The organism is Novosphingobium tardum (assembly GCF_042652045.1).
GTDB classification, from domain to species: Bacteria; Pseudomonadota; Alphaproteobacteria; order Sphingomonadales; family Sphingomonadaceae; genus Novosphingobium; species Novosphingobium tardum.
In genome coordinates this window covers 1,160,793-1,174,756 of the sequence record NZ_JBHSDR010000003.1, presented here as the reverse complement: position 1 = coordinate 1,174,756, position 13,964 = coordinate 1,160,793, and the positions used below count along the sequence as shown (strand labels likewise).

At 66.2% G+C, this 13,964-nt stretch carries 9 protein-coding genes; 3 read left to right on the top strand and 6 right to left on the bottom strand.

The window, feature by feature from the left end; translation table 11 throughout:
• Positions 1 to 76 precede the first annotated feature (76 nt).
• The 3 genes from ACFO0A_RS05840 to ACFO0A_RS05830 all read left to right on the top strand — a co-directional run bounded on the left by ACFO0A_RS05840 (position 77) and on the right by ACFO0A_RS05830 (position 3,297).
• A complete protein-coding gene (locus ACFO0A_RS05840) occupies positions 77 to 1,096 on the top strand; it encodes a hypothetical protein (protein ID WP_379538027.1) in 1,020 nt (339 codons plus the stop codon).
• A 90-nt stretch (positions 1,097 to 1,186) separates the two neighbouring features.
• Positions 1,187 to 1,771 carry a fasciclin domain-containing protein gene (locus tag ACFO0A_RS05835; RefSeq protein WP_379538026.1) on the top strand — a complete coding sequence of 195 codons (585 nt, stop codon included), beginning with the start codon at positions 1,187 to 1,189 and terminating at the stop codon, positions 1,769 to 1,771.
• Between the two features lie 101 nt (positions 1,772 to 1,872).
• The gene (locus ACFO0A_RS05830; protein ID WP_379538025.1) at positions 1,873 to 3,297 is read left to right on the top strand and encodes an aldehyde dehydrogenase family protein; all 1,425 of its coding nucleotides are present in this window, start codon (positions 1,873 to 1,875) and stop codon (positions 3,295 to 3,297) included.
• Positions 3,298 to 3,334: 37 nt separating this feature from the next.
• On the opposite strand, the gene ACFO0A_RS05825 is transcribed toward ACFO0A_RS05830, so the two are convergent.
• From ACFO0A_RS05825 to ACFO0A_RS05800, 6 genes are all read right to left on the bottom strand, one after another.
• A complete protein-coding gene (locus ACFO0A_RS05825) occupies positions 3,335 to 4,618 on the bottom strand; it encodes an MFS transporter (RefSeq protein ID WP_379538024.1) in 1,284 nt (427 codons plus the stop codon).
• Between the two features lie 51 nt (positions 4,619 to 4,669).
• Positions 4,670 to 8,863, bottom strand: a complete 4,194-nt coding sequence (locus ACFO0A_RS05820; protein WP_379538023.1) for a translocation/assembly module TamB domain-containing protein — start codon at positions 8,861 to 8,863, stop codon at positions 4,670 to 4,672.
• The gene (locus ACFO0A_RS05815; RefSeq protein ID WP_379538022.1) at positions 8,863 to 11,112 is read right to left on the bottom strand and encodes an autotransporter assembly complex protein TamA; all 2,250 of its coding nucleotides are present in this window, start codon (positions 11,110 to 11,112) and stop codon (positions 8,863 to 8,865) included. The genes ACFO0A_RS05820 and ACFO0A_RS05815 overlap by 1 nt, the downstream gene beginning before the upstream one ends.
• A complete protein-coding gene (locus tag ACFO0A_RS05810) occupies positions 11,069 to 11,923 on the bottom strand; it encodes an arginyltransferase (RefSeq protein ID WP_379538021.1) in 855 nt (284 codons plus the stop codon). Before ACFO0A_RS05810 ends, ACFO0A_RS05815 begins: the two co-directional genes overlap by 44 nt.
• Positions 11,924 to 12,107: 184 nt before the next feature.
• A complete protein-coding gene (locus tag ACFO0A_RS05805; RefSeq protein WP_379538020.1) occupies positions 12,108 to 13,385 on the bottom strand; it encodes a threonine ammonia-lyase in 1,278 nt (425 codons plus the stop codon).
• A 64-nt stretch (positions 13,386 to 13,449) separates the two neighbouring features.
• On the bottom strand, positions 13,450 to 13,839 hold the full coding sequence (locus tag ACFO0A_RS05800; protein WP_379538019.1) for a hypothetical protein: 390 nt from the start codon (positions 13,837 to 13,839) through the stop codon (positions 13,450 to 13,452).
• Positions 13,840 to 13,964 lie beyond the last annotated feature (125 nt).

Genomic DNA, 13,964 nt, shown 5'->3' with positions numbered 1-13,964 from the left:
CTGATCCGACACAACCTCGGATGAACGACGGAACGCATCCATCCCTCGCGGATTGACCCCCAAAGAGGAGTTTATCATGCGCAAACTGATCATCGGCGCCGCGGCGATCGCACTGGCTGGCGGAGCACTTCATGCAGACCCCGGCGGCGGCAAGGGCGGCGGCAATCCGGGCGGCGGTCATGGCAACGCCGGCGGGCATGCGGCCGCCGGGCCTGCGGTCGAACACGGAAATGGCAACGGCAACGCAAACAAGGGCGGCGGCAAGGATGTTGGCCCGGGCAACGCTCATGTCAGCCGCGGCAATGGTGGCAATGATCATGCGGTCGTTAGCCGCGGCGCCGAGAAGAAGGCGCAAGCTGCTACGTCACGCGCTGTGGAACGCGGTAATTTCGGCAAGGCGATCAAGGGCCCGCAGAACGACCGTGGCGTCCAGGCGGCGGCGGTCCGTCGCGATGACAGCAAAGTAAAAGTGGCGGGCACCAACCTGCCCTACTCATGGCACCAGGCCGATAGCCATGGGCTGATCGACGGGTGCCCTCCGGGCCTCGCCAAGAAGAACAACGGCTGCCAGCCTCCGGGTCAGGTGCGGGTCAACTACCCTGCCTATAACGACACCTACTACCGGCCCGACTGGTGGGGCTATTCGGGCTACAACGACGGCCGCTACGGCTACTATGACGGCTACCTGCTGCGGATGAACGATAGCAACTCCGTGCTCGGATATATTCCGCTGCTCGGCGGCGCGCTGGGCATCGGTAACACCTGGCCTAGCTATTACGCCTCGCAGCCCCTGCCCCCGTATTACCAGGACTATTACGGGCTAACGCCGAATGGCTATCGTTATGCTGACGATGCGCTTTACGGCATCGATCCCCAGACGAACGCCATCACCTCGATCGTGGCACTGCTGACCGGGCAGGACATCTCGGTGGGACAGCCGCTCCCGACGAGTTACGACGTCTACAACGTACCGTACTCCTATCGGGACAGGTACGCTGACGGTCCGGACTCCCTGTATCGATACAGCGACGGCTATGTTTACCAGGTCGATCCCACGACGCGGCTCGTCCAGACCGCGATCCAGCTTTTGACCTGACCGGGTCGGGTGCCGGGCGTAATCCTCTCCCGAGGCTTGGAGCGCCCGGCACCCGCACATTAATCTTCGATTTTCAGAGGCGAGACACGCATGGCACACACCTTCATCCGACTGGCGGCACTTTCCCTTGCGGCCACATCTTTGGCCACGCTCGGCGCGTGCAGCAAATCCTCCTCCGACGCTGCCGCGACTGCCGGCAGCGAAGCGCCCAGCGGGACGCTGGCCAAGGCCATCGCCGGCGCGCCGGGCCTCACGACCGTTGCGGCCACGCTGAAGGATTCGGGCCTTGCGTCGGTTTTCGACGGCAATGCGCCCTACACGTTCCTGGCGCCCGACGACGACGCCTTCGGCAAGCTGGGCGACGCCGCAGCAGCGCTAAAGACGCCGGAACAGCGGCCGCAGATGGTTGCGATCCTGCGCAGCCACATCATGCCGGGCTTCGTGACCGTGAAGGATATCGAGGCGGCGCTCGATAGCGCCAAGGGCAAGCCCGTCTCCATGCCGACGATGGGCGACGGCAAGCTGACTTTTGCCCGCTCGGGCGACCACATTTCTGTCACTTCCGACGACGGGACGACGGGCAAGATCGACGGCTCGCCGCTCGTCGCCACCAACGGCGTGGTGATCCCGGTGGATACGGTGCTCAAGAAGGTGCCGCCAAAGCCGGCTGCCTGACGCGAAAGGCCGCCATTCTGCCCGATTGCCTCTTGCAATAGGGCCCGTCTCTCCCGAAATGGCTCATCGAGTTTAATCGAGCCATTAATGGGAGATTCGCCGTGCGTGAGCATCTGCAAAATTACATCGACGGTAAGTGGGTCGACAGCCAGGGCGGCAAGCGCCACGAGGTGATTTCGCCGGGAACCGAAGAGCCCTGCACCGCCATCACGCTCGGCACGAAGGAAGACGTCGACACCGCGGTCAAGGCAGCACGGCGCGCCTTCAAGACCTTCTCGCAGACGACCCGCGACGAGCGCATCGCGCTGATGAATCGGATCGTCGAAGAATACAAGAAGCGGGTTCCCGACCTCGCCCAGTCGATGGCCGAGGAAATGGGCGCGCCTGTCAGCTTCGCCGCCACCGCCCAGGTCGGCGCAGGCATCGGCGGCTTCCTCGGCACGATCGAGGCGCTGAAAAACTTCCAGTTCACCGAAAAGATGGGCGCCAACACGATCGCCTACGAGCCGATCGGTGTCGTCGGCATGATCACGCCGTGGAACTGGCCGCTCAACCAGATCGCGCTGAAGGTCGCGCCCGCGCTTGCAGCTGGCAACACGATGATCCTCAAGCCGTCGGAAGAATGCCCGACCAACGCGGTTATCTTTGCCGAGATCCTGGACGCCGCCGGCGTTCCTCCGGGCGTGTTCAACCTCATCAACGGTGACGGTCCGGGCGTCGGCACCGCGATTGCCGCGCATCCCGATATCGACATGGTCAGCTTTACCGGCTCGACCCGCGCCGGCATCATGGTCGCCAAGAACGCGGCGGACACGGTCAAGCGCGTTCACCAGGAGCTTGGCGGCAAGTCCCCCAACCTCGTCCTGCCCGATGCCGATTTCGCGACCGTCCTGCCGCCCACCGTCTCGGGCGTGCTGGTCAACACCGGCCAGAGCTGCATCTCGCCCACCCGCATCCTCGTCCCGCGGGAACGCGAGGCGGAAGCCGCTTCGTTCATCAAGGCGATGTACGAAGCCACCCCGGTCGGGGATCCGCTTCAGGAAGGGCAGCACCTTGGTCCGGTCGTGAACAAGGCCCAGTACGACAAGATCCGTGACCTGATCCAGTCGGCGATCGACGAAGGCGCGAAGCTCGAAACCGGCGGCACCGAAATGCCGGCAAACGTCAATCGCGGCTATTACATCCAGCCCACCGTCTTCTCGGGCGTGACCCCCGACATGCGCATCGCCAAGGAAGAGACCTTCGGTCCCGTGGCGACGATCATGCCGTACGACAATCTTGAGCAGGGCATCGAGATCGCCAATGACACGGCTTATGGCCTGTCGGCGGTCATCTCCGGCGATCCGGCAAAGGCGGCGGACATCGCTCCGAAGCTGCGTGCGGGTATGGTCGCGATCAACAACTGGGGTCCTGCGCCCGGCGCGCCGTTCGGCGGCTACAAGCAGTCCGGCAACGGCCGTGAAGGCGGCCTGTTCGGCCTGAAGGACTTCATGGAAATCAAGGCGATCAGCGGCCTTCCCGCCTGATCATTCGGATCGCGGGGCGCCGGCGGCGCCCCGCGATTCAGTCCGCGATCAAGCCCGCGTCGCGCGTCTCGCGCATCGAGGCATAGCTCACCAGGCTGAGCGCAACGATCCCCGCCACATACCAGTAGAACCACTGCTCGTGGCCCGCGCCCTTGAGCCAGAGCGCGACGTATTCGGCCGTCCCGCCGAAGATCGTGTTGCTGAGCGCATAGGGCAGCGCCACGCCAAGCGCGCGGATGTGATCCGGGAAGAGCTCGGCCTTCACCACCGCATTGATCGAAGTGTAGGCGGTCAGGATCACCAGGTTGGCCATGACCAGCGCAAACGCGGTCAACGGGTTCGTCGCGTTTTCAAGCGCCATGAAGAACGGCACGGTCAGAAGCGTCCCCGCCACCCCGAAGAAGGTCATCATCGGCTTGCGGCCAATCCTGTCGCTGATCAGTCCGGCGATGGGCTGCATCACTATCATCGCGATGAGCGCGAAGGTCATGATCCGCGAGCCGGTAGCCTTGTCGAAGCCCACCGTATTGACGAGGAACTTCTGCATGTACGTAGTGTCGGCATAGAAGGCGAGCGTGCCGCCGGCGGTCAGCGAAAAGGCTAGCAACGCCTCGCGCGGGTGATCGCGCATAAGGGTGACCATGCCGGACTTAGGCCGATCCACCGCTTCCAACCTTGCGCGCGCATAACTGGGGGTTTCGGCAAGACGTCGGCGGATGAAATAGACGACGATTGCCAGCGCCGCTCCGGCGGCAAAGGCAATCCGCCAGCCCCAGGCGGTCAGCGCGTCGTCTCCCAGCCAAGCCTGAAGGACGAGCAGCAGCGCCAGCGCCGCAAGCTGTCCGCCGATGAGCGTCACATACTGGAAGCTCGACCAGAAACCGCGATTGCGCGGGCCTGCCATTTCCGAAAGGTAGGTGGCGCTGGCCCCGTACTCGCCGCCAAGGCTAAGCCCCTGAAGCATCCGCGCTAACACGAGGACCGCAGGGGAAAGCAGGCCCGCCTGCGCATAAGTCGGGGCCGCTGCAATCATCAGCGCTCCGACGCACATCAACCCGACTGAAAGAGCGAGGCCCGCCTTCCGGCCATGAGTGTCGGCATAGCGGCCCATGATCGCCGCGCCGATTGGCCGCATGAAGAACCCGACCGCAAAGACCGCCGCGGTGGACAGGAGCTGCGCGGTCTGGTCGCCCTTGGGAAAGAAGCTCGGCGCGAAGTAGAGCGCGAATGCGGTGTAGACGTACCAGTCGAAGTATTCGACGAAGTTGCCCGCGGAGCCGCCGACGATATTCAGGAGGCGGCTACGTGTCGTCGTGGTCATCCTGCCCCTTCTTCATCGTCCCTGAGCCGCCGCTAATGCGCCGCCAAGCCGTCAGTAGTCCTTGCTGACCCTGGCGTTTATGCTTTCGTCGCCCAGCGTAGAGATGCTGGCGAGCAGCGCCAGCCAGCGCGTGATGCGGAATTCCAGCTGGGTCGCGCTGTAGCCCTGCCCGTCGGTCACGATCTCGACGAAGAACCGCCGGCCAAGGTACTTACCCACAGCGATGCTCGTGCCGCGTCCGGTCGTCGCATCCGCGCCGACGATCCGCAGCCGGTCGAGGCCGATGGCGCTACGCAGCTTGTTGATGGGGTCGAGACCGCCGCCGCCGCGCAGGGAAGCTACCGCAGACCCAAGCTGCAACGCTTCCACTGCCGAGATGTTCGTGATCGAGCTGCCGAATAGGATGCGGGCGAGCAATTCTTCTTCGGGCAGTGCGGGCACGCTGCTGAAGGTGATTTCCGGGGCCGAGGAAGTCCCTTGGATCGTTATAGTCGCGCTCAGGCTGTCGACGTCGGCCTGCGCGACGAGATCGAGCTGCGGGTCGGGCGGCGCTTCGCCCGCGAAGCGGATCCGCCCACGGCTAAGCTCGAAACGCTTGCCAGCAAACTCGTAGCCGCCGCGCACGAGGTCGGCACCGCCGAATATTCGAGGATTGTCGGCCGCGCCACGCAGGCGGATGTCGGCGCTCCATTCGCTGTCCAGCCCCAGGCCGCGCACGTCGACCCGGTTAGGCGCGCGGGCATCGATCAGGTAGTTCCACGGCGCCGAGGCCGCCCGCGCGGGTGCGATATCGGCCCGCTGGTTGATTTCACGCGTGGCGACGACCGGCAGCGAGGCCGGACCAGCCGCGCGCCCCAGTTGCCAGCGCGCCTTGTCGATCCGCAGCCGTCCGGCGATCGTTCCGCCGTTTCCGTTCGACACGATCCTCAGCGGACCAGTGACGGTGGCGGCCATGTCATCGCGGTTGACCAGCAAGGCGTTCGCTGCGGCGAGCCGTAGGTCGATGCCCGGACCCTGCGTCCCCAGGTTCGACAGGTCGACGCTGCCGCTGCCGACCACGCGGCCGCCGCCGGGCGTCGTGCCCGCGATGCTGGAGAGGTAGAGCTGCGAACCGTTGAAACGGCCGCGTGCGGCAACCTGGCGCAGGTCCGTGCCGCTCAGCGCGCTCTGGATCCGCAGATCGGTGCTTGCGACGGCCCCGCGGACCTGGGGGTTGGCGATGCTGCCTGTAGCATCCGCCGCAACGGCGACCGGGCCGGTCAGGTCGAACGCCTCCACACCGGCAAGCCGCCACAAGGCATCGGCCGGACCGGAATAGCGCAACTGGGCGAAGAGATTGCCCGCACTCAACCGTTCCACCAGCGATCCCCCCGGGGGAACCCCGGCGATCCGGGCCTGGAGCCGGCCGCGCGTCTCCCCGCCTTCGTAGATCACGGCGCGGGTCTCGAGCCGATTGGCCGAGAGTTGGGCGACCAGCGCCAGATCGACGGGCCGTGAGGTGAGGACGAGACCGGAGCGGGTCAGGCCCTTGACCATCAGCCTGGCGCTGCCCGTCGGAATTCCTCCCGGTGCGGCGCGGTAGGTGACAAGGCCCGAGGCGCGGCCGCCGAGCCCCAGGTCAGCCATCACGATGTCGCCGATCGACAGGGGCATGCCGGCCATCTTCAGATCGACGTCGGTGATGCCGCCAAGAACATGGCCCGACGCGATCAGGATGCCCTGCCCGAAGCCGATCTGAGTGGGCGACAGCCGCCAGCCGTCCCCCTCGCGCGTTAGCACCGCCCGGCGCGGCATGACGATCCGGCGCCCTGCGAACTCGCCGCCCGCCAGGGCGACGATACGGTTCGGTTCGACCCGGCCCGTGCCGCTCAGCGCAAAGCGGCTGCCTCGCCGGCCGGTGATCGAAGCCGTGATGTCGCCGCTCCCGTTCACGAGCTTGGCATTGGCGGCGAAGCGTCCGATGAACAGGCGCCCGCTGGAAATTCCCTCTCCACTAAGGGTCGCGTCGATGCTCGTCCGTCCCTTCGCGATGAACCCGTTTGCCTCGAGCCGACCATCGGCAATCGCCAGCGGCGTGGGCCCGCCAAAGTGCGCGTCGCGCGCAGTGACCAACGCGGTGATCGCCTGGCCATTGCCGCGTGGGTCGATCCTTATCGTGCCGTCGAGCCCGCCGCCGTTGAGCGCAAGGTTGCCCGAAATTCCGCCGCCGCGCCCGAGAAGGAGCTGGCCGGTGACGTCGGTCTGCCAGACCTTCATCCGCTCAATCGCGATCCGGGTGGGACCGCCGGGGGAGGAGAACAGGCCCAGCGTGCCGTCGAAGGGACCAAGGCGCGAGCCGCCCGACGTGACGATGCGAAAGCCATTAGCGATCGGCGACAGCGCGACCCGCACATCGGCAAGACCCGCGGCGGGATAAGGATCGGCGAATACTAGCACCGCGCTCGGCCCCGCCTTGCCAAGTGCGGCCTCGACGGTGAAAGGCCCGTAATCGACGTGTCGCCCACGCCCGGCGATCGTCGTGGTCCCGTCGGCGAGGCGGCGGCCGTCGATGGCAAGCGCCAGCTTCGAGGCGTTGAGGCGGGCATTGCGGAACAGCAGCGGTGCCGACTGGCCCAGCGTTACCCCGCCGGAAAAGCGGATGTTGCTTCCCGCCAGGGAAGCCAGCGTGGCATTGTCCACCCTGACCATCCGCCCCGCGGCATTGGCGGCAAGGGTCCACGGCACTCCGCTTCCGACCTTGAAGAGGATCTTGGCATCGGCGTCGACCAGCCCGAGGTTGGGCAGCGCAAAGCCTCGCGCCGTCACCGGACCGGACAGCGCGTAGCCACCACGTCGGATGTCGCCGCGCAGCGCCAGCCGCGCGGCAAGCCCGCGCAGGTTTATCGCCAGGTTGTCCGACGACAGCGACTGGCCCGCAAGGACCAGGTTTCCGCGCACGTTCGCGCCGGCAAAGCGCGGGTCGAGCTGAGCGTTGCCCGTGACGACCATTTCGGCAGTGAGATCAAGTGGCAGCTCCAGCCGCGCCCCGTCCCAGCGGGCGACGCCTGCGGTGCGCAAGCCGCGTGCGCTGGTGGCGCCTGCGTCGAGCGAGTCGATCGTCAGCACATGGTCGATGGACAAGTCGCGGAAGGCGCCGTCGAGCGTTGCGGCGAGCCGGACTCCGCCAAGCCGGGGCGAAGCGAGGAGAAGCTCGGGCCTCGTGACGGCGAGCTTCGTGACCACGTGATCGAAACGGTTGCGGGCAAAATCCACCGCGCCGCCACCGTTCAGCTTGAATGCCGCGGCAGTGGTGCCAAGCTTGCCGGTCAGCACGCTGTCCTTGAACGTGCCGTCGAAGCCCAGCGCGACCGCCTTTCCCAAAGCCGCCGCGGACGTGCCTTTCACCAGGTCGCCTGGATACAGTTCGCCCAGCGCCGAGTAGCGCCCGGCGCGGTTGTGCAGCCGAAAGCTGGCGAAGCGCTGGCCTGCGCGGGTGACGAATGCCCCGCCGCGCCACGCGGTCCACGAGCCCTTGCCGAACACCTGGGCGGTGACCGCGCTTTGCGCCCCCGTCACCCCCGCAAGCAGCCCGCCCTTGGCCGCGCGATAAAGCAGATTGACGTCGAACTTGTCGGCGTCGGGCATGGCATCGACCTTGGCGAAGAAGGCGTCGTTGCCTCCCAGCTTGCTGTCGACGTCGAGCAACAGGCGCCCCGAACGTATGTCCGCCTTTGCGACGAGGTCGATCCGCCGCCTTACCCCCGCGACCGCTTCGTCCACCGTCAGCCTGTCGAACGCGAAGTGATCGACGCGGATGTCGAACTGCGGCAGCATCGGCGCGTTGGGATCGCCCGGCCGCAGGTGAGGCAGACGCCTCAGTTCGCCGCGATGAAGAACGAGGCTGCGAATATCGAGCCCGCTCTTGAGCCAGGACAGCGGCCGCCATTTCAGATCCGCCTCGGGCACGGTCATGAACGTGCCGTCCGGGTCTTTCAGCACTAGGTCGTGGAGGATAGCCTCGTCGTAGATCGAACCCTCGATCCGGCCGACTTCGATCTTGAGGCCCGAATTGGGCGAGAGGCCGGCGATCTTGTCGAGGATAAGCCGGTGGCCGATCTGGCTGTCCAGAAGGAGCAGGGCAGCCACGATTGCAGCGAGCAAGCCGAGGACGAGCAACGCCCCGCGCCTTGCCCAGCGCCGTCCGCGATGACGGCGGGGCGCCGGCTCGTCGGACGGCACGTCTGGAAGCGCGGCGACCTCGTCCATCAGAAGGCCTGCCCCAGCGCGACATAGACGCCGATGCGGCTGTCGCCCTTGCGCGGGTTGAGCGGCGTGCCGATGTCGATCCGCAGCGGGCCGAAATTGGTGTTGTAGCGAATGCCGACACCCGCGCCGAACCGCAGGTCGTTCAGGCGCGGGGTAGAAGTCTCGTCCACTGCGCCCCCATCCAGGAACGGCACGAACGATACTGCCCCGCCAAACAGGCCCGTGTGGATCCGCGCCTCGACCGCAAGCTCGCTGAGGCTGCGGCCGCCGCTTGGCTCGCCAGCCGTATTGCGCGGGCCGATCTGCTGGTAGCCGTACCCGCGCACCGAGGCACCCCCGCCGGCATAGAACCGGCGAGACGGCGCGATGCTGACAAGGGGGGCACCGGTTATCGTGCCGAGCCGCGCCCGCGCCGCCAGCACGACCCTGCCGCCGACGCGTTGATAGTAACTCGCGTCAGCCTGCGCCTTCACGTAAGTCGACTTGTCTCCATCGAGAACCGAGATTTCCGGCGAGAGGCGCAGCGCGGCGCGAAACCCGCGCGTCGGATCGAGCAGATCGTCGCTGCCATCGAACCCTGCCCGCACCGGGAGGGCGGCGATGAAATAGGTCTGCCGCGGGCTTTTCACCCCGTCGACCGGTGGTTCGCGCTCCTGCGTGGCGACAAGTTCCAGCCCTGCCGACCAGACGAAGTCCTTCTGGTAGATGATCGTGGACTGGCGCTCGAAGTTCGCGAGCAGCGAGACGGTGCGCGCCTTGAACGCATCGCGGTCGGTCGTCTGGGCAAAGGCATCGACCGAAAGAACCTGGTCGCGACCGCGGAAGTTGTTGCGGCGGAAGGTCACGCCGGCGAGCTGCTCGCGCGTGCCCGCGACGCCCCGAACGCGCAGCATGCCCTCGGGCGGGAAGAAATTGCGGTGTTCCCAGCTCGCCTCGAGGCGAAAGCCCTCGCCGCTCGAATAGCCTACCTCGCCTGCGATCGTCCGCAGCGGCGCCTTTGCGATCGCGACGTCGAGGTCGACGGTTCCGGGTTCGCCGGCTGCGGGCGGGACAGTCTCGCGCGGGGTTACGTTGACGGTTGAGACCAGCCCGGTTGCCAGGATCGCGCGGCGCAGGTCGTCGACCAGCGAGCGCTTGTAGATGTCGCCCTCGTCGAACCGGGCGATGTTTGCCAGGTGGCGCGAACTCAGGAACCGGGGGAGCGCGCTGACTACCTGGCCGAAACGGTATTTGCCGCCGGGTGTCATCGGCACGGTCAGATCACCTTGCCGCCGCGCATGATCGATCAGCAGGTCAGGATCGCCGACCGTGGAAAAAGCATAGCCCGTTTCCCCCAGCGCCGTGCCCAGATCCACGCGTTCCTGCACGATGTCGTCCGAATTCACGGGGTCGGCGGGATGGATGTCGAAAGTCGCCCGAAGATCGGCGTAATCGCTGCCGGTAGTTTCGAGAGCGGCAAGGTCGATCGTTCCGAACAGGTATTGCGGACCTGGAATGACGTCGAACCGGACGGAGACCTTGCTGACGTCGGTCGCCGCGGCGCCCGCTACCGGATCGAGCCCGCCCAGGGTCTGATACACCTCGGCGTCATAGTACCCATAAACACGTAGCATCCGTAGCAGAAGGTCGCGATCGACCCGCGCGCGGCGGGCAACTTGCGCGATGTTGTCGTCCTTGTCGCGCAGCCGCTTGAGCGAGCTGAGCGAGGCAAAGCGATCTCCGACCTCGTCCCGCTCGGCAAAGGGGGCATTGGCTGGAAACGCCAGTTCGACCTGCGATCCGATATTCACGATGTCGGCATCGGCGAGGCGTGGTGCCTCCCCATCATCACCGACTCCGATGGCCTTGAGTTCCTCTTGCGCCGCATCCTCGGCCATTTGAATGTCGGGATCAGCGGTCAAGGGTTCGACCGCAGGCATGTCGACGTCTTCCGGCCAGGCGAGCTGCATGTCGGGAAGAGGCGCCAGCGGCCCCGCAGGATCGAGGTCTTCGAGGATCACGAGCGGGGCGGCGGTATCCGGTTCGCTGCGCGCGGCATCGGTCTGGCGGGCCCAGGCTTCGGGATTGTCGACCGCACTATCGGGAATCAGGTCTTCGAGCGCGGGTTCCGTCTCGCGCGTCTGGGCGAGCGCCGGCACGGGAGAAAGGACGAGAGCGGCTGACACCAGCAGCCGAACGAGCGTTTCGCGGCGCGACCTGGCCTTTTCAGTCGGCGAGGCGATACTGGTCCTGGCCGCCGGGAACCCCATCCTTGCCGCTTCCTTCGGGCAGGACGAGGGGATCGTGTGAAGCCGCGACAGCACGCCGGATGGCGCTGTCCTGATCTTCGGCGTCGAACCGTTCCCAGCCGTCGCGACCGAGCCGTTCAAGCGGCCGATAACGGATCTTGTACTGCATGCGCGCAGAGCCTTCGACCCAGTAGCCCAGATAGACATAGGGAAGGCCCGCCTGCGTCGCGCGCGCGATGTGGTCGAGGATGATGTAGTTGCCAAGCCCGGTGCGCGTCTCGTGTTGCGGATCGTAGAAACTGTAGATCATCGAGAGGCCATCGCCCTGATGATCGGTCAGACATGCGCCTACCAGCTTTCCGGGCACGATCCCATCACCCGGCTCCCTGTATTCAATGACATAGCTGTTCACCGCGGTGTGTTCCACCATGTCGGCGTAATCGATGTCGTCCATTGTCGCCATGCCGCCGCCGGGATGGCGCACCGCGAGATACCGCTGGAGGAGATCGAACTGCTCGGCAGTCGACCAGGGCTTGCACGCAGTGACCACCAAGTCGGAATTGCGCTGGATGACCTTGCGCTGGGTCGCCGAGGGACGGAAGGAATCGGCCACGACGCGGACCGAGATGCAGGCCTGGCAATCGATGCAGCTGGGGCGATAGGCAACCGTCTGGCTGCGGCGGAAACCGATCCGGCCGAGCGCGTCATTCAGCGAATCCGCGTGCGGGCCCGATAGTTCGGTGAACACCTTTCGCTCGCTCTTGCCCGGCAAATACGGGCACGGCGCCGGGCTCGTGACATAGAAGCGGGGAAAGCGAACTGGAGCCGTCACGGCAGCGGGCGATCCTCTTGGGCTAACCGCCCCTTTTGGCGGACCCTGACGACTATGCCGAAGCGCGGGCTATGGTGAAAGCCCCTTAACCACGAAACCGGGCAACAAGGTCCAAAATAGTGGCGACGTGCGCACGAATGCGCGCGCCGGCGTCCCATGGCAGAACATTGCCGGGCAAAAGCGCTCAGGCCAGTTCGACCTGGCTTACCGAATATCCCGCTTCGCGCAGCGCGGCGACAAGATGGTCGATCTGGTCCTTGTCGCGCGCCTCGCACTCGATGTCGGTGATCAGGCCCTTGGCCGGCAGGGTCGTGAAGATCCTCTGGTGATAGATCTCGATGATGTTGACCTGATGCTTGTCGAACTGGCGCATCACCTTGAACAGCGCGCCGGGTCGGTCCTGCAGCGTCAGCCGCAAGCGCGCGAGGCGGCCCGAACGCGCAAGGTCGCGCAGCAGGACGTTGGCCAGAAGGCGCGTGTCGATATTGCCGCCGCAAAGGACGATCCCGACCTTGCGCCCGGCAAACAGCTCGCGGTTACCCAGGACCGCAGCCAGCCCGGCTGCGCCCGCGCCCTCGACAACCGTCTTCTCGATCTGGAGCAGCAGCGCGACCGCGCTTTCCAGCGCCGGTTCGTCGACCAGCACGATATCGTCCACGATTCGCGCCAGCACTGCCGAAGTGAACGCCCCCGGCTCCTTCACCGCGATGCCTTCGGCGAGGCTGTCACCGCCGCACGGCAGGTCCAGGCCGTGCAGGCGCGCATACATCGACGGATAAAGTGCGGCCTGAACGCCGATAAGGCCGATGTCGGGCTTGAGAGCGCGCGCCGCGGTCCCAACACCCGAGAGCAGGCCACCGCCACCGATCGGCACCGCGAGCATGTCGAGCTCGGGCACGTCGGCCAGCATCTCGAGCGCTACCGTCCCCTGCCCCGCCGCAACGTGCGGATCGTCGAACGGGTGAACGAAAGTCAGGCCCAATTCGGATTCGAGCTGGCACGCATGCTCGAAGGCGTCGTCGAAGGTCTCGCCGTGCAGCACGACCTTCCCGCCAACGCTCTCGGTCTGCATGACCTTAACCGTAGGCGTCGAGCGCGGCATGACGATGGTCACCGGCACGCCAAGGCGCGTGCCGTGATAGCTGAGGCCCTGCGCGTGGTTGCCCGCCGAGGCCGCGATGACCCCGCGGCGGCGCTGCTCATCGCTGAGCAGCAGCAGCGCGTTGAGCGCGCCGCGCTCCTTGTACGCCGCCGTGAACTGGAGATTCTCGAACTTCAGCCAGATTTCGGCGCCGCTGATCTGCGACAGGGTGCGACTGTGCAGCGTCGGCGTGCGCACGACCTGTCCCTCGATTCGTCCGGCGGCCGCACGAATATCGGCCAGCGTCAGGAGAGCGGCGCTCTCGTCTTCGGCAAGCGATCCGGAAGCGAACGGGTGAAGCTGGCGCGCAAGGTTTTCCATGGCCGCGCCCCGTAACCGATGAAGGCGGGATTGGGAACCGCAAACGCCCGCGAAAGCGCGATGGTCAGGCCGCTTCGCCAGCCAGCGAGGCCGCGCGCGACCGGCCCCTCGCCCGGAACCAGGCGACGACTCCCAGGACCACCGCGACGGCCACGGTATCGGCGACCCAGTCCATGATATCGCAATCGCGGTTGAGCATGGGGAGGGCCTGAAGCACCTCGATGAGGGCGCCGAAGAACGACAGCCGCTCGCCCAGCCGCGCCAGCGGATAGCGGGGATAGGCGGCAGCGCCGAGGAGTGCGAGGACGGCGAAGGCAAGGATGTGCTCGAACTTGTCGCCAAACCCGTCGATCGGCAGGCTGGGCGGCTTGGGTAGTTCGGCGAGGACCAGGGCAGTCGCCGCGGCAAGCCAGAAGGCAGTCCGGGTCAGCCGGCTTTGCAGTCGCGCATTCATCGTGCGCTGGATAGGTCGTGCGGCGTCGCGGTCAAGGCCGCGATGGCCGATGCGGTCGGGTCTGGCGGGCCGAGCGCGACAGGAAAATCTGGCCAGCGAGGCGAATCCCCCTTATCCCGCCGCCA

Excerpts from the sequence above, each read along its gene's own strand:
- ACFO0A_RS05805 (WP_379538020.1), bottom strand. The coding sequence starts at position 13,385 with ATGGAAAACCTTGCGCGCCAGCTTCACCCGTTCGCTTCCGGATCGCTT.
- ACFO0A_RS05820 (WP_379538023.1), bottom strand. The coding sequence starts at position 8,863 with ATGGACGAGGTCGCCGCGCTTCCAGACGTGCCGTCCGACGAGCCGGCG.
- ACFO0A_RS05840 (WP_379538027.1), top strand. The coding sequence starts at position 77 with ATGCGCAAACTGATCATCGGCGCCGCGGCGATCGCACTGGCTGGCGGA.
- ACFO0A_RS05800 (WP_379538019.1), bottom strand. The coding sequence starts at position 13,839 with ATGAATGCGCGACTGCAAAGCCGGCTGACCCGGACTGCCTTCTGGCTT.
- ACFO0A_RS05825 (WP_379538024.1), bottom strand. The coding sequence starts at position 4,618 with ATGACCACGACGACACGTAGCCGCCTCCTGAATATCGTCGGCGGCTCC.
- ACFO0A_RS05815 (WP_379538022.1), bottom strand. The coding sequence starts at position 11,112 with ATGGGGTTCCCGGCGGCCAGGACCAGTATCGCCTCGCCGACTGAAAAG.
- ACFO0A_RS05835 (WP_379538026.1), top strand. The coding sequence starts at position 1,187 with ATGGCACACACCTTCATCCGACTGGCGGCACTTTCCCTTGCGGCCACA.